The organism is Streptomyces kanasensis, assembly GCF_043077165.1.
Taxonomy (GTDB): domain Bacteria; phylum Actinomycetota; class Actinomycetes; order Streptomycetales; family Streptomycetaceae; genus Streptomyces; species Streptomyces changanensis.
In genome coordinates, this window is the sequence record NZ_JBIBSF010000007.1 from 302,830 (window position 1) to 324,141 (window position 21,312).

Here is a 21,312-nt window from a genome sequence, read left to right on the forward strand (position 1 = left end):
ACCATGGCTATCTTCCTCACCAAGGACAGCAAGGTCATCGTCCAGGGGATGACCGGCGCCACCGGCATGAAGCACACCAAGCTCATGCTCGCTGACGGCACCAACATCGTCGGCGGCGTGAACCCGCGCAAGGCCGGCACGACCGTCGACTTCGACGGCACCGAGGTCCCCGTCTTCGGTTCGGTCGCCGAGGCGATGGAGAAGACCGGGGCCGACGTCTCCGTCCTCTTCGTGCCGCCGGCGTTCGCGAAGGCCGCCGTCGTCGAGGCGATCGACGCCGAGATCCCGCTCGCCGTCGTCATCACCGAGGGCATCGCGGTCCACGACTCCGCCGCGTTCTACGCGTACGCGAAGTCCAAGGGCGACAAGACCCGGATCATCGGCCCGAACTGCCCCGGCCTGATCACGCCGGGCCAGTCCAACGCCGGCATCATCCCGGGCGACATCACCAAGCCCGGTCGCATCGGTCTCGTGTCGAAGTCCGGCACGCTGACCTACCAGATGATGTACGAGCTGCGCGACATCGGCTTCTCGTCGTGCGTCGGCATCGGTGGCGACCCGGTCATCGGCACCACCCACATCGACGCGCTCGCGGCCTTCGAGGCCGACCCCGAGACCGAGCTGATCGTCATGATCGGTGAGATCGGCGGCGACGCGGAGGAGCGGGCGGCCGACTTCGTCAAGGCGAACGTCACCAAGCCGGTCGTCGGCTACGTGGCGGGCTTCACGGCGCCCGAGGGCAAGACCATGGGCCACGCCGGCGCGATCGTCTCCGGTTCGTCCGGCACGGCGCAGGCGAAGAAGGAGGCCCTGGAGGCGGCGGGCGTCAAGGTCGGCAAGACGCCGACCGAGACGGCGAAGCTGGCCCGCGAGATCCTCGAGGGCACCTCCGCCTGACGCACCACCGCGTACCGCCGCGCCGCGTTCGGCCGCGGCGCACGGCGCACACGGCCCGTGGGCCCGCCCCCCGTTGTGGGGGCGGGCCCACGGGCCTTCGTGCGTACGGGGGGCGGGCCGCCTACCCCTGATCCGCGTGTGGTGCGGCGGTGCCGCCCGGGGCCGGGGCCGGTCCGGGGCTCGTGTGGAGGATCTCGCGGGCCTGCTCGGCGGCGCGGGCGATGCTCTCGGAGACGAAGTCGACGAAGCGGGCGATGTTCTCCAGGCGGGCGGCGGCCGGGGTGCCGGTCCCCAGGACGCCGACGCCCTGCCGGGCGATGTCGACGAGCTGGGCGGTGGCGCGGGCGCTGGCCATCATCGACTGGTACCAGACGTCGTCGTCGACCACGTAGCGCTCGCGGCGGCGTTCGTCGCGCTCCCGGCGGACGAGGCCCTGGCTCTCCAGGAACGCGATCGCCTTGGAGACGGAGGCCGGGCTGACCTGGAGGCGCCGGACGAGTTCGGCCGCGGTGAGGCTGCCGGAGTCGGTGAGGGTGAGGCAGGTCAGCACCCGCGCCGTCATCTTGGGGATGCCCGACGCCATGAGGACGGTCGTGAACAGCTCTTCGTACTCGCGCACGGCGTCGGCGTCACGTCCGTGGGCCTGCGCAGGCGCCTCCGTACCCCGGGGCGCCGTCTTCCTGCGGCGGTGGGCGCGGTGCTCGGTGGCGCGGTGGGCGAGGTCGGCGCGGTAGGCGGTGGGGCCGCCGTTGCGCATCACCTCGCGCGTGACCGTCGAGGTCGGACGGTCGAGGCGTCGGGCGATCTCCGCGTAGGCGAGGCCGTCGGCCAGCCCCAGCGCGATCTGCTGACGCTCCTGCTGGGTGAGCCTGCCTCCCGGCATCGGAGTCTCCTTCGGTGGTGCGTGCTGCCGGCAGCATAGCGTTCACGCCTCTTTCATTGCAACCAACTGGATATCACACCGTTGCGTTAGTGGTATATCGTTGCAACGATTTCAGGCGTTTGACCTGCCCAAATATCCCTTCTAAGCAACGAGTCTGTTGCCGACTATGCGAACGCAACGTAGCGTTTCCCTTGTTCGAAACGAAGTGACCGTCACGGGAGACTCTCATGCAGAAGTTCGTCACGCCCGCTCCGATCTCCGCTGTCCTGGACGTACCCGCGGGGCGGGTGCGGTTCGTCGGGGCCGACCGGGCCGACACCACGGTGGAGGTCCTGCCCGCGGACGCCGCGAAGGAGCGGGACGTGAAGGCCGCGCGGCGGGTCACGGTCGCTTACGGGGACGGTGTCCTGCGGATCGGGGTGCCGGCGGGGGAGGGCCGGTTGCGCGGCGCGTCGGGGTCGGTCGAGGTGACGGTGCGGCTGCCGGCCGGTTCGCGGGTCGAGGCGAGGGTGGCGGACGCTGATGTCCGGGGGGTCGGGCGGCTGGGGGAGGTCGTCTTGGAGGCGGCGCGGGGCGTGGTCAAGCTCGACGAGGCCGACAGTGCCCGGATCGTCCTCGCCGCCGGTGACATCGCGGTCGGCCGCCTGGGTGGTGCGGCGGAGATCGGCACGCGGCAGGGCGACATCCGGATCGCCGAGGCGGTGCGGGGCGCGGTCGAGGTGCGTACCGAGGCCGGGGACATCGCGGTCGGCGCCGCCCACGGGGTCTCGGCGACCCTCGACGCCGGGACCGGCCACGGCCGGATCCACAACGCCCTGCTCAACACCGAGGGCGCCGCCGCCGGCCTGACCATCCGCGCCACCACCGCCCACGGCGACATCACCGCCCGCAGCCTCTGACCCGTCACCCCGCCGGCGGGGGCCGGGCGGTGACGCCCCATCGCCACCGCCCCCGCACGCGCACCCGGTGACCTGCCCAGGCACCCACGGCCTGACACACCACGGCCTCACGCACCCACCCCCCCCCACGTACCAGAAGGAGCGCACGGACATGTCCCTCACCGCTGCCCGGCAGGACCGCCCGGAGTTGCAGGGGATCCTGCAGGAGATCGTCGACTCCGGGTTCGTCGGGGTGCAGCTGCGCGTGCACGACCGGCACGGCGAGTGGGTCGGCAGAGCCGGGGCGCGCGAGCTGGGCGGGACCGACGGGCCGCCACTGGACGGACACGTCCGGATCGGCAGCAACACCAAGACCTTCACCGCGACCCTGGTGCTCCAACTGGTGGCCGAAGGGAGGATCGGACTGGACGCCCCGGTGGCCGACCACCTGCCCGGGTTCGGGTTGGACCGGCGGATCACGGTGCGGATGCTCCTGCAGCACACCAGCGGGCTGTTCAACTTCACCGGTGAGTACGTCGCGGACGGGACGGTCGTGCCGGGCATCCCCGCCACGATCTCCGGCAAGGCGTGGGTGGACAAGCGGTTCACGACCTACCGGCCGGAGGAGCTGGCACGGCTGGCGCTGTCCAAGCCGGCGCGCTTCGAGCCGGGGACGGACTGGAGCTACTCCAACACCAACTACGTGCTGGCCCGGCTGCTGGTCGAGGAGGTCACCGGTCGCTCGTGCGCCGAGGAGACGCGGGAGCGGATCCTGGAACCGCTCGGTCTGACCGGCACCGTGGTGCCTGACGCCTCGCCGGAGATCCCCGAACCGCACGCCCGCGCCTACTACCGGTACGAGGACGCCGACGGGCAGGAGACGGTCGACGTCACCCGCCACGACCCCTCCTGGATTTCCGCCGGCGGCGACATGATCTCCACCACCCGGGACCTCCACACGTTCGTCTCCGCGCTGGTGGGCGGCGAGCTCCTGCCGGCCCCGCTGCTGGCCGAGATGTGCACGCCGCACCCGAAGGCGGGCTACGGCCTGGGGGTGTTCGCGCAGGACACCGAGTGCGGCGGCACCGTCATCACCCACAACGGCGGCCTGGCCGGCCACGCGGCGCTGATGTACGCCACGCCCGACGGGGGCACGACCCTGACCGCCGCGCTGAACTACGTGGACGACGCCGCGCTCTCCCTGGCCGGAGCCTTCCAGGAGGCGACGCGGAAGCTCGTGGCCGAGGTGTTCTGCGCGGGGCGGGCCGGGGTGTCGGGTTGACGGGGCGGACCGTGCGGCCGGGGGGCCGGCCGCACGGCCCGCCCCCGGGGTGCGGGCAGGAGCCGGGGGCGGGAGCGGTCAGTGGGGAGACGGGACCAGGCGGGGCGGGCCCGTCATCGGTTCGGCCTGGAGCCGGGCGCGGAGCTGTTCGTCCTTCGGGGTCAGTTGCTGCGGACCGCTCAGGACCGGTACGCCGCCCACCGCCTCGCCCGGCGCGAGCGGCGGCTCGTAACGGGTCGGGGCCGTCGCCAGGGTGAAGGCCGTCGCGGTGACGATCAGCGCCGTCAGCGCGACCGTCCCGCGCGTCCACAGCCGGACCCGCCGCTCCCCGCCCGCCCGCACCGCGTGCGGTGTGGGCAGCACCGTCGCCGAGCGACCGGTGGCCAGTTCCGCCATCCGGGTGCGCAGCTCCTCCGCGTCGGCGAACTTCGGGATCCGCGCGGCGACCGCGGCGCGCGCGTGCAGCAGCCGGTGCCCCGCCGCCGGGGTGCTGGCCTCCGTCTCCGCGGCCACCTCGGGCAGGCCCATGCCGAGCCCGTCGAAGAGCAGGAGCGTCCGCCGGTACGGAGGCGGCAGTTCCAGCAGGGCCGTCCGCAGTTCCCGGGTCCGGCCGTTCCCGGTGGCGGGGTCCGGGTGCCGGTGGGCGGGGCGGAAGCGGTGCCAGGGCGACAGCGCGTACTGGTGCGCCTCGGCGCGCACCCACCCGACCGGGTCCCGGTCCACCGCGACCTCCGGCCAGCGGTCCCAGGCCCGGTGGAAGGCGACCTCGACGGCCTCCCGCGCCAGCCGCCGCCGCCCGCACAGGAGGTACGCCTGTTCCGCCAGCCGGGGTGCGGCGTACGCGTACAGCGCGTCGAACGCCTCGACCGGCGTCGCGGGGACGGCGGCGGCCTGCGCGGCGGCGGCCTCCGGAGCGGTCTCCGGATCCGTCGCGGAATCCGGTGTCGGCGCCGGCTCCGACGGCTCCGTGGCCTGTGCCTCGCTCATCGTGCCCTGCGTCATGCCAAGCCTCCGCGAACACACGGCGTAGCGGAAAAGTACATAAACGTATATTGAGCGACACAGCGGGCATCCGCCTGTTACGCAACTACAGCGCGTGTCGTTGGCAGCATGTTTCCGTGACCGCCTCCCTGTCCGAGACGCCCGGAACCGAGCACACCGTCGTGTACGGCGGCAGCGCCGCGGCCGTCGCCGCCGCGGCCTTCGCCCGTGGGGTCGTCGCGGCGGGGCTGGGGCTCGGCGCGCTCGCCGTGCTGGTGACCGTCCTGTGGATCAGCTCCCCGTACCCCGACAGCGGACCCGGGGGCGCCCTGCACGTGGCGGCCGGGCTGTGGCTGCTGGCCCACGGCGTGGAACCGGTGCGCCCCGGCACCTTCGGCGGCGGCGGGCCCGCGCCCGTCGGAGTGGTGCCGCTGCTGCTCGCCGCCCTGCCGCTGTGGCTGGCGTACCGGACGGCGCGGGACGCCCTGGAGCCGGGCGGTACCCGGCGCAGGCCCCCGGCGGGTGGCGCGGTGGGCGCCGTGACGACCGGCTACCTCGCGGTCGTCGCGTGCGCCGCGCTCTACGCGGCGGACGGGCCGCTGCGGGTCGACCCGCTGGACGTGGTCCTGCACGTGCCGCCGGTCGTCCTGCTGGCCGCGGCCGCCGGGGTGTGGAGCGCGTGCGGGCACCCCCTCGGTCCGCTGCCCGGGTGGCTGCCCGCCTGGCTGCGGCGGACCGTGGCGCGTTCGCGGACGGTCGTCGCGGTGCGCGCGGCGGCCGCTGCGCTGCTCGTGCTGCTCGTCGGGGGCGTGCTCCTGGTGGCGGGTTCCCTGCTGTGGCACGGCGGGGCGGCCCGCGACTCCCTGATGGGCCTGTCGGGTGACTGGGCGGGCCGGGTGGCCGTGCTCCTCCTGGCCCTGGCGCTGATCCCGAACGCGGCGGTGTGGGCGGCGGCGTACGGGCTGGGGCCGGGCTTCACCCTCGGTACGGGCGCCGTCGTGACGCCGCTCGGCGCGGCCGGGGCCCCGGCGGTGCCGGACTTCCCGCTGCTGGCCGCCGTGCCGCTCGACCCCCGGGGCGGCGGGTGGCCGGTGGTGGCCGTGGCGGCGGCGGTGCCGGTGGCGGCGGGGCTCGTCGCGGGGTGGCGTACGGCGGGGGAGGCGGCGCCGCCGCTGGCCCTGCGCGACGAGGCGTGGAGCGTGGGTCGCACGGCGGGGACGGCCTCCCTGGCGGCGCTGGTGTGCGGCGCGGCGACGGCGGTGCTGGCCGCGTACGCCGGCGGCCCCCTCGGTGCCGGGCGGCTCGCGCAGTTCGGCCCGGTGTGGTGGGCGGCAGGGGCGGCGGCGCTGGCGTGGACGGCGCTCCTGGCCGTACCGGTGGCCCTGGCCCTGCGCGCCTGGCGGGTGCGCGACCGGTCCACCGCCCCCGACCACCCGCAGGCCCCTCAGACTCCGGAGCGCCCGGCGGAGGGGGCGCAGGACGGGGCGGCGGGCGGGCGGTCGCGGTGGTCGTGGCCGTCCCGCCTCCGCGTCGTACGCCCCCGTGGCCGCCACCGGGCGTCCACGCCACCGCCCGGCGCGCCGGAGCCCGCCACCCCGGCCGCCGGCGGCTCCGCGCCCGTCGTACGGGCGGCGGGCCCGGAGGCGGACGTGCTGTTCGACGCGGAGGCCGACACCCCCGGCGAGTACACGGACGGTCCCGAACCGGCGGCGGCCCGCGGCCCGACCGGGCCCGGTTGGGCCGCGGGCCAGTACTGGCTGGACGCCCACGAGGGGACGCGCCCGCCGGGCGACGGCACCCTCGGTGAGGCGCCCGCCCCCGACACGGCCACCCCTGACCCGGCGGACGCCCATGGCGCGGGAGTCCACGGAGGGGCGGCGGCCGACGGCGTGGGCGTCCACGGTGACGTGGACGCCCACGCCGACGCACCCGGCCACCCGGACGTGCCCGTCGTGGCGGAGTGGGACGATCCGGACGCCCGCGCGGCCCGGTGGGCGGCGTTCCGGGCGGTGTCGCAGGGCCCGGCCGCGGCGGTCCCGCACCCGGACCCGGCAGCGACCGCCGACGGGGACGACACGGCTGACTGGGACTGCCCCGACACCCCGCACTACGAGGCGGAGACCCCGCCTCCGCTCCACGACCCGGTCGAGACACCGGCCGCGGACCGTGAGCCGGACGCAGCCGGAGCCACCGACGGAACGGCCCGCCGCCCCGACCCGGGCGGGTACGCCGGCCGAGTCACCGACCCGGGCCCGGACCCGGCCCCGTACCCCGGCCGAGACACCTACCCAGCCCCAGCCCCAGCCCCCGCCCCAGACCCAGGCCCCGGCCCGTGGCCCGTCGTCGGGTCCGACCCCGGACCCGACGACGGGCGACCGGCTCAGCCCTGACGGATCCAGAACGACTCGATGCGGTCGTTCATGTACGCGCCGACCCACCCCTGCAGCAGGCACTTGCACGGCTTGTCCATGCGCCACGTCTCGCGGTCGCCCGAGAGGTTCACCAGGTCGTAGCCGGTGGCGACGTTGCACTTGCTGTAGGCGTTGAACCCGGAGATCCGGTTGGCCCAGAAGCCCGTCGCCCGGAGGCGGTAGCCGTCGGCGTCGCAGTCGCCCGCTTCGCCGTGCACGCGCGTCAGGGAGCTGGGCTTGTTGTTGGCGTGCTCGAACCACTCCATCAGGAGCACGGTGTTCGCCGCGGCCCGCGTGAGCGTCTTCGACTCGGGGTCGTCGCTGCACGTCGTCGACCTGACGGGGGACATCGCCCCGTCGGGGGCCTTGTCGACGACGATCACGCAGTACCGGTCCGCGGGCGGGGGCGTGGCGCGGCCGTCCGCGGCGGCGGCGCTGCCGCCCGGCAGGGCGACGGCGGCGGTGGCCGTCAGGCCCAGAGCTACCGAAAAGACGGTGGGTCGGTTCATGTGGGGGAGCCTCTCCGAGTGGTCGACGGATCCGGGCTGGATTGAGCATCCACGCTGGATTGTCGACCGACGAGACCGCCTCGGTCTTCGGTAACGCCTGAAGTGTCCCGTTCACGCCACGCTCCGGGGTGCGGCCCCACGGGCCGCACCCCGACAGCGGGTCCCTACTGCTTGACGCCGATCACGTCGCGCAGCGGCTCCGGCAGGAGCTCGTTGCAGGAGAGCTGGCCGTCCTTCGTCAGCGCGTCGTCGACGCACGTGTAGTAGTCCCGGTACACGAGCTGGACCGTGAACATGGTCGCCACGATCACCAGGGCGAGCGCGCCCGTGATGATGCCGCTGACGGCGGCCGTCGTCTGCGACCGGGCCGCGCCGGCGGCGTTCGCCGCGGGCGACGACGGACCGGAGGCGGTCGGGGCGCCGGACGTCACCGCGGCCACGTCCGCGCCCGTGCGCCGACCGGCCCGGCCGCGCTCGCGCAGGGAGCTGATGCCCCAGTACAGGGCGAGCGCGCCGAGCAGCAGGGCCAGCTCGGGGAAGTCGAAGACCGCGAAGAAGAAGCCCCACATGCCGGAGAGCAGCGCGTACCGGGCGCGCCGCTGCGAGGGGTCCGTCGGGTCCCAGCGCAGCTGCGGGCCCTCCGACCGTCCCTGCCGGGACGGGTCGCCCTGCGGGCCGCCGCCCCCGCTGCCGAAGCCGTCGGAGGAGCGTCCGGGCTGGCGGGGGCTCCAGCGGCCCCGCGCCGGCCGGCCCTCGCGGCCGTCACCGCCCTCGCGTCCTTCGCCGCCCTCGCCGTCGGCGCCGTCCGGTCGGCGCGGCTGCCAGGGCTGCTCGGGCCGGCCCTCCGGCGGCGGCGCGAACGGGTTGTCGTCGTCGGTGGACTGGCGGTCCCGCGGCAGGAGGTGGATGGCCGTGCGGCGCCCTCGGTCCGGCATGTGGTGAACGTCTTCCCCTGGTGTCGTGTCCGTCCGTCTTCCGTCTCGTCGGGGACGGCTCTGCCCCAGACGCTACCGCCCGGCCCGGCCCCCGTCCCGTGGGGGCGGTGCGGTGTGCCGGTATCGTTGCTGACGGTCGGCCCGTTCGTAGGGTTCCCCGTATGGGAGGACACGACGCGTTCGTACCAACCTACGAAGCCGACGCCGCCCCGTACGGATCCCGCATACCGCACATACCGCACCACCCGCACACCCACGCGCGAAAAGAGTCCCCCGTGGCTGCCGCCGCCCCCGCCCGCCTCGTCGTCCTGGTCTCCGGCTCCGGGACCAACCTCCAGGCGCTCCTCGACGCGATCGCCGCCGACCCCGACGGGTACGGCGCCGCGGTCCGGATCGTCGCCGTCGGCGCGGACCGCGCCGGCATCGCGGGCCTGGAACGGGCCGAGCACGCCGGGGTGCCGACGTTCGTGCGCAGTGTGAAGGAGTACGCGACGCGCGACGAGTGGGACCGCGCGCTGGCGGAGGCGACCGCCGCGTACGCGCCGGACCTGGTCGTCTCGGCCGGCTTCATGAAGATCGTCGGGAAGGAGTTCCTGGCGCGCTTCGGCGGGCGGACGATCAACACGCACCCCGCGCTGCTGCCCAGTTTCCCCGGTGCGCACGGAGTGCGGGACGCGCTCGCGTACGGCGCGAAGGTCACCGGGTGCACCGTCCACTTCGTCGACGACGGCGTCGACACCGGCCCGATCATCGCCCAGGGCGTGGTCGAGGTGCGGGACTCGGACGACGAAGCCGCTCTCCACGAGCGCATCAAGGAAGTCGAGCGCACGCTGCTCGTCGAGGTCGTGGGGCGTCTCGCCCGGCACGGCTACCGCATTGAGGGACGAAAGGTTCATGTCGGTGAATAAGCCCATCCGTCGCGCGTTGATCAGTGTCTACGACAAGACGGGGCTGGAGGAGCTGGCCCGCGGACTGCACGAGGCGGGCGTCGAGCTGGTCTCCACGGGCTCCACGGCCTCGAAGATCGCTGCCGCCGGTGTCCCGGTCACCAAGGTCGAGGAGCTGACCGGCTTCCCCGAGTGCCTGGACGGCCGGGTCAAGACGCTGCACCCGCGCGTGCACGCCGGGATCCTCGCCGACCTGCGCCTGGACGCCCACCGCGAGCAGCTCGCCGAGCTGGGCGTGGAGCCGTTCGACCTGGTCGTCGTGAACCTGTACCCGTTCGAGGCGACGGTCGCGTCCGGCGCCTCCCCCGACGAGTGCGTCGAACAGATCGACATCGGCGGCCCGTCGATGGTCCGCGCCGCCGCCAAGAACCACCCGTCCGTCGCGGTCGTCACCTCCCCGGCCCGGTACGGCGACGTCCTCGCCGCCGTCGCGGCGGGCGGCTTCGACCTGGCGGCCCGCAAGCGGCTGGCCGCCGAGGCGTTCCGGCACACGGCCGCGTACGACGTCGCCGTCGCCTCGTGGTTCGCCTCCTCCTACGCCCCGGCGGACGAGTCGCCGTTCCCGGACTTCATGGGCGGCACGTACACCCGCGGGAACGTCCTGCGCTACGGCGAGAACCCGCACCAGGGCGCCGCGCTGTACGTCGACGGCACGGGCGGCCTGGCCGAGGCGGAGCAGCTGCACGGCAAGGAGATGTCCTTCAACAACTACACGGACACCGAGGCCGCGCGCCGCGCCGCGTACGACCACGCCGAGCCGTGCGTCGCGATCATCAAGCACGCCAACCCGTGCGGCATCGCCGTCGGCGCGGACGTCGCCGAGGCGCACCGCAAGGCCCACGCCTGCGACCCGCTGTCGGCGTTCGGCGGCGTCATCGCCGTCAACCGCCCCGTCTCCGTCGCGATGGCCGAGCAGGTCGCGGAGATCTTCACCGAGGTCATCGTCGCCCCCGGCTACGAGGACGGCGCGGTCGAGGTCCTGGCCCGGAAGAAGAACATCCGCGTCCTGCGCTGCCCGGAGGCCCCGTCGGCGGCCGTCGAGGTCAAGCCGATCGACGGTGGCGCGCTGCTCCAGGTCACCGACCGGATCCAGGCCGAGGGCGACGACCCGGCGACGTGGACCCTCGCCACCGGTGAGGCGCTGTCGGAGGCGGAGCTGGCGGAGCTGGCGTTCGCCTGGCGGGCCTGCCGCGCGGTGAAGTCGAACGCGATCCTCCTGGCGAAGGACGGCGCCAGCGTCGGCGTCGGCATGGGCCAGGTCAACCGCGTCGACTCGGCGAAGCTCGCCGTCGAGCGGGCCGGCGAGGAGCGGGCGCGCGGCGCGTACGCCGCGTCCGACGCGTTCTTCCCGTTCCCCGACGGTCTGGAGATCCTCACCGCGGCCGGGGTGCGGGCCGTGGTCCAGCCGGGCGGTTCGGTCCGCGACGAGCTCGTCGTCGAGGCGGCGGCGAAGGCGGGCGTGACGATGTACTTCACCGGCACGCGCCACTTCTTCCACTGAGGCGGCCGGCGCCGCCTGACAGGCCCCGAGGGGGTTGCCGGCCCACGCCGGCGGCCCCCTCCGCCGCGTCCGGGTCCCGCGCCCACGACAGGCCCGCCACCGCGCGACCCGCACGCGTCCCGGGACGGGAGGCGGGGCCGGGCGGGTTCGCCCCCGCAGGGGTCGGCGGAGAAGCGCGGGTGCCCTGACCGGGACCCGAGCCCGCCGACCCCGAGGAGGTGAGCCCGCCCGGCCCCGCCGCACCCACCACCCGGGGGCGAAGGCTACGGACGCCGCACGGGTGCTACGTCAGCGAGCCGAGAAAGGCGCCCCACGCACGGTCGCTGACGACCAGTCCGGGACGGGCGGGGTCTTTGCTGTCGCGTACGGGAACGAGCCCGGCCAACCCCCTGCCGACCTCGACGCAGTCACCGCCCGCCTGATTGCTGTAACTGGACTTGCGCCACTCGACGAAGGCGCCCCACGCGCCGTCGGTGACGAGCAGCGCGGTGCGGTGCGGGTTCTTGCTGTCGCGGACCGGTACGACACCGGTGAAACCGTCAGCGACCTCGACGCAGTCGCCGCCCTGCGTGTTGCTGTAACTGGACTTGCGCCAGACGGCGGCGCTGAGATCGGCTCGGGAGACGTGGGTCACGGTAGTCCTCCATCACGGAACGGAGCAGGCGGGCAGAAGCCTGCGGTGACAGAGCCTGAGCCTGCAACTGGTCGAAGGCAAGGGCGTACTCGGCGACCGTCGCGGCACTCTCGATCAGCTCGCCGGAGTAGGACCACTCCATGTACGTCACGGCCGGCCGGTCGAGGAACGACAAGACGGTGGTGGATCCGCCCATCACAGCATGGGCTCCGCGAGCGAAGGGAAGTACCTGCACCGTAACGTTCTCCGACTCGCTGGAGAGAGCCAGTAGATGGCCAAGCTGCCTCCGCATGACAGCGGTCCCACCGATCGGGCGCCGGAGGACGGCTTCGTCGAGGACCACGGACAGCGAGGGCGGGTCCTCGCGGCCGAGAATCTCCTGACGGGCCATTCTCGCTTCGAGCTTCTCCTCTGACTGCTTGCGCACGCTGGGAATCGCGACGCTGAGCAGAGCGCGGGCGTAGGCGCGCGTTTGCAGCAACCCTGGGACGGTGTCTGCCGCGTACTTCCTGATCCTGTACGCCCCCTGCTCAAGGAGCATGTACTTCCGCGCCCAGTCCGGAATCGGCGTCCGCACGACGTGCAGCCACAGGTCGACCAGGTCGCCGTCCGCGCCGAGGATGCGGTCGAGCGCCTCGGCGACCTGCTGCGTCGGTGTCTCCGTGCCCAGTTCGAACCGGGCGATCATGCTGTGGGCGATCGGGATCTTCTCGCCCAGCTGCCGCTGGGTCAGCTCGGCGTGCACGCGGAGCTTGCGCAGCTTCGCGCCGAAGAGCGCCGAGAGGGACTGGGTGGGATCGAGTTCCTTGGGTGCGGGCATGCGTCTCCCCGGTTTCCGCTGGTCGCCTCGTAAGTCGTAACCCCTGGTGAACGTACCGCTACACGCCGATGCTTGGGGTGGAACGTCGAACCGGGCCCGGAAAGGGGCAACGTGCATGGGGATCGCTGAACGGATGGCGGCGGCGGAGCGGATCAGGGAGGCGGAGGAGGCGCGGGACGTCCTGCGGGCCGCGCTCACCGAGGTGGGGGTGACCCTGCCGTCGCTGGGGCTCGACTGCGTGTCGCTGGCGGCGGACCCGCCGTACCCGCTCGTGGAGTTGGGCCGGTGCGCGCCGCGTACGGCCCGGCAGCTCGCGGCGGCGTTGTCGGCGGGCGCCGCTCCGGGCGACCGGTCCTGACGGCGGCGGGTGGTCGGGGATGTCGAGGCTGACGGTCCGGACCCTGGAGGTCACGGGCGACGGGGTCCGGGTCGGTGACGTGATCGCGGTGGGCGGGGTGCCGCACACGGTGGGGGACGTGCGTCAGGTGCTGCCGGACCGCAGGCGGCTGGAGTTCGAGGACGGGAACGCGTACGTCCTGGGGCGGGCCCGCACGATCCGGGTGGTGCGCACGTCCGTGGAGCGTTCGGGCTGAGGCGGGTACGGCGAAGGCCGCGGCCCGGACGCGGGTGCGTCCGGGGCCGCGGCCTTCGTGGCGCGGGCTCGGCTCAGTGGCGCGGGCGCGAGAACCAGGCGGCGCCGTCGGACTTGCCGACGAAGACGGCCACCAGGATGGCCAGCACCGTGTGGACGAGGCCGATGACGACGAACGGGTAGATGCCGAGGATCGCCGTGATGATGCCGAAGACCATCGCGGTGATGCGGATGCCGTTGCCGCCGTTGCCGAACTTGGCGCCGAGGACGATGGCGAGCACGCCCCAGGCGAGGATCAGGACGGTGACGCCCCAGATCGCGCCCGTCGACATGTCGGCGAGCTGCTGGAACTGGATGTCGTTCTTCAGCGTCGGGTCCTCCTGGGCCGCGCTGATGGCGAGCGCGGTCAGGACGGCACCGATGGCGCCGATGAACTGCAGGCCGGCGATGACGAACAGCATCACGCGGGCCGCCTTGACGCCGCCCGGCATCTCCATCGGGGCACCCGGGTAACCGGCGCCCGGGCCGTACGGCTGGACCGGCGGGGCCTGGGGGTAGCCGTAACCGGGCTGGGCGGGCTGCTGCTGGCCGTAGGGGTTGTTCGGGTCGCCGAAACTCATGGCGGGATTCCTCCGTGGGTCGTGCGGGGACGCGCGGTTCCGCGCGGAGGAACTGTCTGCTGCACCCATGTACGCGCCGCTCGTCCCCCCGGCACTGCCCGCGGCATTGCGCGGTCATCGTGGTATTAACATCATCTTTTTGTCCAGTCGGTTTGGGCGACTGTTGTGCAGATGCAACCTCTTACGCCGGGGCCCGGCACACCGGAATTGGAAGAGGGCGGGGGTCTCCGCGAGGATGGGCCCATGAGCGCCCAGATTCTCGACGGCAAGGCCACCGCCGCAGCGATCAAGTCCGACCTGACCGCCCGCGTGGCGGAGCTGAAGGCCGGGGGCGTCACCCCGGGACTCGGCACGCTGCTGGTCGGCGAGGACGTCGGCAGCCAGAAGTACGTGGCAGGCAAGCACCGCGACTGCGCCCAGGTGGGCATCGCGTCCATCCAGCGGGAGCTGCCCGCGACGGCGACGCAGGAGGACATCGAGGCGGTCGTCCGCGAGTTGAACGAGGACCCGGCCTGCACCGGGTACATCGTGCAGCTGCCGCTGCCCAAGGGCGTGGACACCAACCGGATCCTGGAGCTGATGGACCCGGCCAAGGACGCGGACGGCCTGCACCCGACCAACCTGGGCCGGCTCGTCCTCGGCGAGCCCGCGCCGCTGCCGTGCACGCCCGCCGGCATCGTCACGCTGCTGCGCCGGCACGGCGTGGAGATCGCCGGAGCGCACGTGGTGGTCGTCGGCCGGGGCGTCACCATCGGGCGGCCGATGCCGCTGCTGCTGACGCGCCGCTCGGAGAACGCGACGGTGACGCAGGTCCACACCGGTACCCGTGACCTCTCGGCGCACCTGCGGCGGGCCGACATCATCGTCGCCGCGGCGGGCGTGCCGCACCTGGTCAAGCCGGAGGACGTCAAGCCGGGCGCGGCCATCCTGGACGTGGGCGTCAGCCGCGACGAGAGCGGCAAGATCATGGGCGACGTGCACCCGGGCGTGCGCGAGGTGGCCGGCTGGGTCGCCCCCAACCCCGGTGGCGTGGGCCCGATGACGCGGGCGCAGCTGCTGGTCAACGTCGTCGAGGCGGCCGAGCGCGCCGCGGCCGACGCCGCGAAGTGAGCCGGAAGGGCCACCCCATGGGCGTACGGGCGAACGACGGATCCCGCGCGGCGGGCTCCGCACCCGACACGGCGGCCACCGCCGGTGCGGGCGCGCCGGCACCGGACGACGCGCCGGCACCGGACGACGCGGCGGACACGGTCGGCACGGCCCCGGCCGGTGACGGTACGGCGGACGGCGTGGGCACGGCGGACGGCGCGGGCGCCGCGGTGGCCGGCGGTGACGCGGACACGGCGTCACCCCGGGCCCCCGGCTCGGCTCCGTCCCCGGCGGTCGGTGCGGCGGGTGACGTGGTGGCCGGAGCCGTCGTGGTGTCCGGCCGCCCGGCGCGACGGCCGCAGTCCCCGCAGCCCTCCCCGTCCCCGCAGTCGCCGGCACCGGACCGGGCGCGTGCCGCGAGCACGCCCCGCACCCCGGACCCGGCGGGGGAGTCGGCGCCGGACGGCGCAGAGGAGGAGTCGGCGGGCGGGACCCGGCGGCCCCCGGCCGTCACCGAGGGCACCGTCCGTCCCGAGGGCGGCGGTCGCGCGGCCCCCGGGGACGCCCCCGCGCCCGCCCGGCAGTGGCCGTTGCTCACCGTGCTCGGGATCACCGCGCTCGGACTGGTCGTCATCGGCTTCGACGCGTTCCGCCACGCGCCCCGTATCGGCGCGCTCCTGATCGGCATCGCCCTGCTGACCGGTGCGGGACTGCGGCGGGCCCTGCCGTCGGTGGGCATGCTCGCCGTGCGGTCCCGGTTCACCGACATGATCACGTACGGGGTGCTCGGTGGGGCGATCGTGCTGTTCGCCCTCATGACGCAGCCCGACCCGTGGCTGGAGATCCCGTTCCTCAAGGAAGCCGTGCGCTTCACGGTGCGGTGACCGCCGGCACGGCCGGACCCCAGCCCCCAGACGTCGGCCTGATCCCGAACTCCGGCCCAGGCCCGGTCCGGGCGGCCCCCGGCCCCGTCCCCTGCCCGGTCCCGGTCCCTGCCGGGTCCCGGACCCCGGCCCGGTCGCGGCTCCGGCGCTGCCTCCGGCCCGGTGGGGTCGCGTGACACGGAAGGCGGGCCGCCCCCTCGTCAGGAGGAGGGCGGCCCGCCTTCGTCGTGACCCCCGTCGGTGACGGCGCCCATCCCCTCCCCCGAGACAGGACGGGCGCCGTCCCCGCCTGAACAAGGGTCATGGACGCGCCAAAGCTGATCAAGGGACGCCCCGTTCCTGTGGCACGGAAGTGACCATTCCGGAACTCTGTGAGCACCCGGCCACGACTGGGAAACCGAGCCCCGGAGCTGCCATCCTTGCTCCGCGCGGCACGGACCGCGCCGGACGCATCGGGCGTGTCGGGCCGGTCCGGGGGACAAGGGGGAAGCAATGCCTCGTTGGAAGGCGCTGTCGGAGGAGCTCGACCCGCAGGTGCGGGAGTTCGCCGGCCGGTTGCGCCGGCTCGTCGACCGCAGCGGACTCGGCATCGCGGCCATCGCGGACCGCACGGGTTACAGCAGGACGTCGTGGGAGCGGTACCTGAACGGGCGTCTACTGGCACCGCGCGGCGCCGTCCTGGCGCTGGCGGAGGTCACCGGTACGAACCCGGACCACCTCACCACCCTGTGGGAACTGGCCGAACGGGCGTGGAGCCGGGCCGAGATGCGGCACGACCTGACGATGGAGTCGATCCGCATCGCGCAGGCCCGCGCGGCCCTCGACGACCCCGGCGCCGCGGACGCCGCGCCGCCCGCCGGCACGGTCCCCGCCCCCCTCCCGCCGACGGCCGCCCTGCCGGTGGACGCGGGCCCCACGCGGCCGACGGCCCCGGCGGACCGGGTGCCGCCGGGGTACGCACTGCCGGACGCCGCCCCGACCGACCGCGTACCGGAGGGGTACGCCCCGACCGACCACGCACCCGACGCGTACGCCCCGACCGACCACCTGCCGCCCGGGTATCTGCCGCCGGGTCGCCTGCCGGTGGACGACCACGTGCCCGCCGGCCGGCTGCCGTCGGGGCGGGGCCCCACCGCGTACGCCCCGGTGGGCCAGGCCCCCGAGGGTCACGCCCCCGCAGGCCACACCCCGCCGGGCCGCGGGCCGGGCGGGGCGCGGGGGCGGGCGGGGCGGACGGTGGTGTCGTTCCTCGCGGGCGCCCTCGGCGCGCTCCTCGTCGTCGTCGCGGCCGTCCTCCTCACCGACCTCGGCGGCCCGCGCGGCGACCGCGCGGCCGACGCCGCCGGGGCCGGGGTCCGCCGCCCCGCCGCGCCGCCCGCCGCCCCCGCCACCAGCGCCCCGCTCCCGCTCCCCGAGGGCGTCCGCTGCTCGGGCGCCGCCTGTGGCGGGCAGGACCCGCAGGTCATGGGGTGCGGCGGCCGGCACGCCACGACGGTCGCCTCCACGGTCGTCGCCACCACCATGGTCGAGGTCCGCTACAGCCAGGTGTGCGGGGCCGCCTGGGCCCGCGTCAGCCAGGCCGCCCCCGGCGACGTCGTCAGCGTCACCGCGCCCGGCGCCACCCACGACGCCACGGTCGGCGGCGCCGACGACGACGCGTACACGCCGATGGTCGCCGTCGCCGACGGGACCGACGCCGGGGCCTGCGCGGCCCTGCGCACCGCCGGGGTGAAGGGCTGCACGGCCACACCGTGACCGCGGCGCGTCGCCCGTTCGGGTGAGCTGCAACACAAGGGGGCGGGGGTTGAAGGGGGGTCGGGTCGGATAGCCTGACCGCTGGATATCTCCACGTCGAGACATCGCGCGGCGACACCGGGCGTCCTCGGCACGGGAGACGTCCCGCATCCGGGGAAGGGACCCCCACCGCCAGCTGTCTTACGGAGATCGCACATGACCCGCACTCCCGTGAATGTCACCGTCACCGGCGCGGCCGGCCAGATCGGTTACGCGCTGCTCTTCCGCATCGCCTCCGGCCACCTGCTCGGCGCGGACGTGCCGGTCAAGCTGCGCCTCCTGGAGATCCCGCAGGGCCTCAAGGCCGCCGAGGGCACGGCCATGGAGCTCGACGACTGCGCCTTCCCGCTGCTGCGCGGCATCGAGATCACCGACGACCCGAACGTGGCCTTCGACGGCGCGAACGTCGCCCTCCTCGTCGGCGCCCGCCCCCGCACCAAGGGCATGGAGCGCGGTGACCTGCTGGAGGCCAACGGCGGCATCTTCAAGCCGCAGGGCAAGGCCATCAACGACAACGCCGCGGACGACATCAAGGTCCTCGTCGTCGGCAACCCGGCCAACACCAACGCCCTCATCGCCCAGGCCGCCGCCCCGGACGTGCCGGCCGAGCGCTTCACCGCGATGACCCGCCTCGACCACAACCGCGCGATCTCGCAGCTCGCCGCCAAGACCGGCGCGGCCGTCTCCGACATCAAGCGGCTGACGATCTGGGGCAACCACTCCGCCACGCAGTACCCGGACATCTTCCACGCGGAGATCGCCGGCAAGAACGCCGCCGAGGTCGTCGACGACGAGCAGTGGCTGGCCGACACCTTCATCCCGACCGTCGCCAAGCGCGGCGCCGCGATCATCGAGGCCCGTGGCGCGTCCTCGGCCGCCTCCGCCGCGAACGCCGCCATCGACCACGTCCACACCTGGGTCAACGGCACCGCCGCGGGCGACTGGACCTCCATGGGCATCCCGTCCGACGGCTCCTACGGCGTCCCGGAGGGCCTGATCTCCTCCTTCCCCGTCACCTGCAAGGACGGCAAGTACGAGATCGTCCAGGGCCTGGACATCAACGAGTTCTCCCGCGCCCGCATCGACGCGTCGGTGCAGGAGCTCGCGGAGGAGCGCGACGCCGTGCGCGGCCTCGGCCTCATCTGAGTCGTCACCCGTGCCGTCCCGGCACACCCCACCGCCCCCGGTCGGCCTCCCGCCGCCGGGGGCGCGGCGCACCCCCGCCGCCGTCCGGCGCCGCCGCCCCCACCCCCGTCGCCTCCCGCGTCCCCGGCGCCTCCGCCCGTGCCGCCCCCAGGTAGGGGCGGCGCAGCTTCAGGAACGGCAGCTCCACGGCGTGGTACGTCAGGAAGGACAGCGCCACCGTCAGCGGCAGCGCCACCGCGGCCGTCAGGGCGAACGCCGCCCACACCGGCGGCAGGGGGACCGCGGCGAGGGCCCGCCCGGCGTACTCGCCGAGCACGGTCAGCACCATGAAGTGCGTCAGGTAGATCGAGTAGCTGACCTCGCCGAGCCGCGCCGCCCCCCGTGACAGCCGCCCCCGCCACGCCCGCCACCGCGGTCCCTCTCGCCCCGCGCGCCCCGCTTGGCCCGGGACGGCCGCCGAAGCGGCCGGGCCCGCGCCCGTGACGTAGACCGCGACGAACAGCGCCCACACGGCGCCCTCCACCGTGCCCCACACCAGCTTCAGCGGGCTGTCCGAGACGAAGCCGTGCAGCTGGTTGTACGACCACAGGGCGACCACCGCCGGCCCCAGCGCCGCCCACGCCGGCCACCGCCCGCCCGCCCGCTCCCCACGGCCCAGGTACCACCAGGCGGCCAGCATGCCCAGCAGGAACTGGTCGATCCGCCCCGCCAGCCCCAGGTACAGGGCGGTCGTCGGAGGCTCCGGCACCGGACTGCTCAGCCACACCAGCACCCGCAGCAGCGCGACGGCCCCCAGCAGCCGCAGCAGGGCGCCCGGCCCGCGCTCCGTCAGCAACCGGTTCAGCAGCGGGAAGAGCAGGTAGAACTGCACCTCCACGCTGAGGGTCCAGAACACGCCCCCGTAGGGCTGGCCGGGCGTCGCGAACGTCAGCAGGCGCAGCACGTCCTCGTACGACACGAGCGCCACCTGCGTCGCCAGCCCGAGCACCGCGACGACCAGGTACAGCGGATAGACCCGCAGGAGCCGGTTGGTGACGAACCGTCCGTAGCGGATGGGGCGGCCGTGCGCGCCGACGGTGAAGATGAAACCGGACAGCACCATGAACAGGGCGACGGCGGTGTGCCCCTCGAAGACGAGCGTCGCGGCCGGGTTCGCCGAGTACAGCCAGCCCGTCTCCGCGGTGAACGCCCCGCCGCCCTCCAGCCGGGCGGTGAACAGCTGGCACCCGTGGTACAGCACCACGAGGACGGCGGCCGCGGCGCGCAGGTGGTCGACGGGGGCGAGGTAGACGCGGTCGCTGTCGCTGCTGCGCATGATCGAACCGTAGAGCGGGCGGGACCGCGCGCCGGGGCGACCGGGCGAGCGCGGGCAGCACATCATCCATACGGATCATTGCGTTAGTACGATCGAATGTAGTATTTCTTATACATGAGCGAGCAGGTGCACAACAGGCTGGCCGTCGTCCGGGCCGAACGCAAGGTGTCGCGGCAGGCGCTGGCGCAGGAGGTCGGCGTCCACTACCAGACCATCGGCTACATCGAGCGCGGACAGTACAACCCCAGCCTCGACCTGGCCCTGAAGCTGGCGGCCTACTTCCGGCTCCCGGTGGAGGCGTTGTTCTCCCTGGAGCCGTTCCAGCCGCTCACGACGGAGATCTACGGGGTTGACGGGGACAACGGGAGGACCACCTCATGAGGACCGCCACGCGATACGACCAGCGGATGTACGCACTCATGAACCGGCGCGAGGCCGCGCCGCTCTACCGGACGGCAGTCCGCCGGCGGGCGCTGGTCGCCGCGCACGTGCTGCTCACCGCCGCGGCCGCCACCACGTGGCTCGCCATGGTCGTCGCCGACGCCACCTGGGCGGCGTTCGCGATGCTCGGCCTGCTGCTGCCCTGGGTGGTCGCCACCGGCGGCATCAACGCCGCCACCCGCGGCCTGCTCGAACTGCGCGGCCGGATGCTCGACGAGCGCCAGACCGCCGAACGCGACCGGGTCCGGGCCATCGCCCACCGGGTCACCACCGGTCTGCTCCTCCTCGGCACCGCCGCGTTCGGGCTGCTGCTGTGGACGACGGACGTCCGGGCCGGCGGCGAGGTCGTCTTCGCGGCGCTGTTCACGGCCCTCGTCGTGCACTGGCTGATGCCGCTGTGGGTGGCCGGACTGCGCGCCGAGGACGACGTCCAGACGGACGGCGACGACCTGCCGTAGGGCCTACGGCAGGCGGTCGGCCGGCCCTTGCGGGGCCGGTCGGCACGGTCGGCCGAGGTCTGCCGCAGGCCCTCACGGGGCCGGTCGGCACGGCCCTCCGGGGTCTGCCGCAGGGGCTCCCCCGCGCCGGTCGGCACGCCCTTCGGGGGGCTGCCGCAGGGCCTGCCGGGGCCGCGGCCGGCACGGCCCGTCGGGGATCTGCCGCAGGGGCCGTCGCCGACCCGCCGTGGGTGACCCCCGCCACTTTCGCGCATGCTTCCGCCCGCCCGGGGCAGGTGCCGGGCTCGCCGGTCAG

At 74.4% G+C, this 21,312-nt stretch carries 22 protein-coding genes; 14 read left to right on the forward strand and 8 right to left on the reverse strand.

Going from position 1 to position 21,312, the window contains the following annotated elements; all coding sequences use genetic code 11:
- Positions 1 to 3: 3 nt before the first annotated feature.
- A complete protein-coding gene (sucD, locus tag ACF053_RS19570) occupies positions 4 to 897 on the forward strand; it encodes a succinate--CoA ligase subunit alpha (RefSeq protein ID WP_391955032.1) in 894 nt (297 codons plus the stop codon).
- Between the two features lie 121 nt (positions 898 to 1,018).
- On the opposite strand, the gene ACF053_RS19575 is transcribed toward sucD, so the two are convergent.
- Positions 1,019 to 1,780 carry a GbsR/MarR family transcriptional regulator gene (locus ACF053_RS19575; RefSeq protein WP_391955033.1) on the reverse strand — a complete coding sequence of 254 codons (762 nt, stop codon included), beginning with the start codon at positions 1,778 to 1,780 and terminating at the stop codon, positions 1,019 to 1,021.
- 227 nt (positions 1,781 to 2,007) lie between these two features.
- Between ACF053_RS19575 and ACF053_RS19580 the strand changes: the two genes are divergently transcribed.
- On the forward strand, positions 2,008 to 2,679 hold the full coding sequence (locus ACF053_RS19580; protein ID WP_391955034.1) for a DUF4097 family beta strand repeat-containing protein: 672 nt from the start codon (positions 2,008 to 2,010) through the stop codon (positions 2,677 to 2,679).
- Between the two features lie 151 nt (positions 2,680 to 2,830).
- Complete coding sequence (locus ACF053_RS19585) at positions 2,831 to 3,940, forward strand: serine hydrolase domain-containing protein (protein WP_391955035.1); 1,110 nt, start codon at positions 2,831 to 2,833, stop codon at positions 3,938 to 3,940.
- 78 nt (positions 3,941 to 4,018) lie between these two features.
- Here ACF053_RS19585 and ACF053_RS19590 read toward each other — a convergent pair whose 3' ends face one another.
- Entirely contained in the window at positions 4,019 to 4,942 is a 924-nt protein-coding gene (locus tag ACF053_RS19590) for an RNA polymerase sigma factor (RefSeq protein ID WP_391955036.1), read from the reverse strand.
- Between the two features lie 116 nt (positions 4,943 to 5,058).
- Here ACF053_RS19590 and ACF053_RS19595 point away from each other — a divergent pair, with 116 nt between their 5' ends.
- A complete protein-coding gene (locus ACF053_RS19595) occupies positions 5,059 to 7,311 on the forward strand; it encodes a cell division protein PerM (RefSeq protein ID WP_391955037.1) in 2,253 nt (750 codons plus the stop codon).
- Here the strand turns inward: ACF053_RS19595 and ACF053_RS19600 are convergent.
- Positions 7,302 to 7,841: a hypothetical protein gene (locus tag ACF053_RS19600; protein ID WP_391955038.1), complete on the reverse strand. Its 540-nt coding sequence runs from the start codon at positions 7,839 to 7,841 to the stop codon at positions 7,302 to 7,304. The genes ACF053_RS19595 and ACF053_RS19600 overlap by 10 nt on opposite strands.
- 164 nt (positions 7,842 to 8,005) lie before the next feature.
- On the reverse strand, positions 8,006 to 8,776 hold the full coding sequence (locus ACF053_RS19605) for a hypothetical protein (RefSeq protein ID WP_391955039.1): 771 nt from the start codon (positions 8,774 to 8,776) through the stop codon (positions 8,006 to 8,008).
- A gap of 275 nt (positions 8,777 to 9,051) precedes the next feature.
- On the opposite strand from ACF053_RS19605, the gene purN reads away from it, so the two are divergent.
- A complete protein-coding gene (gene purN / locus ACF053_RS19610; protein ID WP_391955040.1) occupies positions 9,052 to 9,684 on the forward strand; it encodes a phosphoribosylglycinamide formyltransferase in 633 nt (210 codons plus the stop codon).
- Complete coding sequence (purH, locus tag ACF053_RS19615) at positions 9,671 to 11,224, forward strand: bifunctional phosphoribosylaminoimidazolecarboxamide formyltransferase/IMP cyclohydrolase (RefSeq protein WP_058942754.1); 1,554 nt, start codon at positions 9,671 to 9,673, stop codon at positions 11,222 to 11,224. Before purN ends, purH begins: the two co-directional genes overlap by 14 nt.
- A gap of 283 nt (positions 11,225 to 11,507) precedes the next feature.
- On the opposite strand, the gene ACF053_RS19620 is transcribed toward purH, so the two are convergent.
- Both ACF053_RS19620 and ACF053_RS19625 read right to left on the reverse strand, forming a co-directional pair.
- Positions 11,508 to 11,858 (reverse strand): DUF397 domain-containing protein, encoded by a 351-nt coding sequence (locus tag ACF053_RS19620; RefSeq protein ID WP_391955041.1) that lies wholly within the window; start codon positions 11,856 to 11,858, stop codon positions 11,508 to 11,510.
- Positions 11,764 to 12,678 (reverse strand): helix-turn-helix domain-containing protein, encoded by a 915-nt coding sequence (locus ACF053_RS19625; RefSeq protein WP_391955042.1) that lies wholly within the window; start codon positions 12,676 to 12,678, stop codon positions 11,764 to 11,766. Before ACF053_RS19625 ends, ACF053_RS19620 begins: the two co-directional genes overlap by 95 nt.
- 115 nt (positions 12,679 to 12,793) lie before the next feature.
- Between ACF053_RS19625 and ACF053_RS19630 the strand changes: the two genes are divergently transcribed.
- On the forward strand, positions 12,794 to 13,036 hold the full coding sequence (locus ACF053_RS19630) for a hypothetical protein (RefSeq protein ID WP_391955043.1): 243 nt from the start codon (positions 12,794 to 12,796) through the stop codon (positions 13,034 to 13,036).
- 19 nt (positions 13,037 to 13,055) lie between these two features.
- Positions 13,056 to 13,271 carry a hypothetical protein gene (locus tag ACF053_RS19635; protein WP_391955044.1) on the forward strand — a complete coding sequence of 72 codons (216 nt, stop codon included), beginning with the start codon at positions 13,056 to 13,058 and terminating at the stop codon, positions 13,269 to 13,271.
- A gap of 73 nt (positions 13,272 to 13,344) precedes the next feature.
- Here ACF053_RS19635 and ACF053_RS19640 read toward each other — a convergent pair whose 3' ends face one another.
- The gene (locus ACF053_RS19640) at positions 13,345 to 13,890 is read right to left on the reverse strand and encodes a hypothetical protein (RefSeq protein WP_391955045.1); all 546 of its coding nucleotides are present in this window, start codon (positions 13,888 to 13,890) and stop codon (positions 13,345 to 13,347) included.
- A 243-nt stretch (positions 13,891 to 14,133) separates the two neighbouring features.
- On the opposite strand from ACF053_RS19640, the gene ACF053_RS19645 reads away from it, so the two are divergent.
- From ACF053_RS19645 to ACF053_RS19660, 4 genes are all read left to right on the forward strand, one after another.
- A complete protein-coding gene (locus ACF053_RS19645) occupies positions 14,134 to 15,000 on the forward strand; it encodes a bifunctional methylenetetrahydrofolate dehydrogenase/methenyltetrahydrofolate cyclohydrolase (protein ID WP_391955046.1) in 867 nt (288 codons plus the stop codon).
- Positions 15,001 to 15,017: 17 nt separating this feature from the next.
- Positions 15,018 to 15,863 carry a DUF3017 domain-containing protein gene (locus tag ACF053_RS19650; protein WP_391955047.1) on the forward strand — a complete coding sequence of 282 codons (846 nt, stop codon included), beginning with the start codon at positions 15,018 to 15,020 and terminating at the stop codon, positions 15,861 to 15,863.
- 492 nt (positions 15,864 to 16,355) lie between these two features.
- Complete coding sequence (locus ACF053_RS19655) at positions 16,356 to 17,618, forward strand: DUF2690 domain-containing protein (RefSeq protein ID WP_391955048.1); 1,263 nt, start codon at positions 16,356 to 16,358, stop codon at positions 17,616 to 17,618.
- 195 nt (positions 17,619 to 17,813) lie between these two features.
- Positions 17,814 to 18,803 carry a malate dehydrogenase gene (locus ACF053_RS19660; RefSeq protein ID WP_391955049.1) on the forward strand — a complete coding sequence of 330 codons (990 nt, stop codon included), beginning with the start codon at positions 17,814 to 17,816 and terminating at the stop codon, positions 18,801 to 18,803.
- Between the two features lie 4 nt (positions 18,804 to 18,807).
- Here ACF053_RS19660 and ACF053_RS19665 read toward each other — a convergent pair whose 3' ends face one another.
- Complete coding sequence (locus ACF053_RS19665) at positions 18,808 to 20,118, reverse strand: acyltransferase family protein (RefSeq protein WP_391955050.1); 1,311 nt, start codon at positions 20,116 to 20,118, stop codon at positions 18,808 to 18,810.
- A 114-nt stretch (positions 20,119 to 20,232) separates the two neighbouring features.
- Here ACF053_RS19665 and ACF053_RS19670 point away from each other — a divergent pair, with 114 nt between their 5' ends.
- Positions 20,233 to 20,499: a helix-turn-helix transcriptional regulator gene (locus tag ACF053_RS19670; RefSeq protein WP_058942763.1), complete on the forward strand. Its 267-nt coding sequence runs from the start codon at positions 20,233 to 20,235 to the stop codon at positions 20,497 to 20,499.
- Positions 20,496 to 21,017: a hypothetical protein gene (locus ACF053_RS19675; protein WP_391955051.1), complete on the forward strand. Its 522-nt coding sequence runs from the start codon at positions 20,496 to 20,498 to the stop codon at positions 21,015 to 21,017. Before ACF053_RS19670 ends, ACF053_RS19675 begins: the two co-directional genes overlap by 4 nt.
- The last annotated feature ends 295 nt before the right edge of the window (positions 21,018 to 21,312 follow it).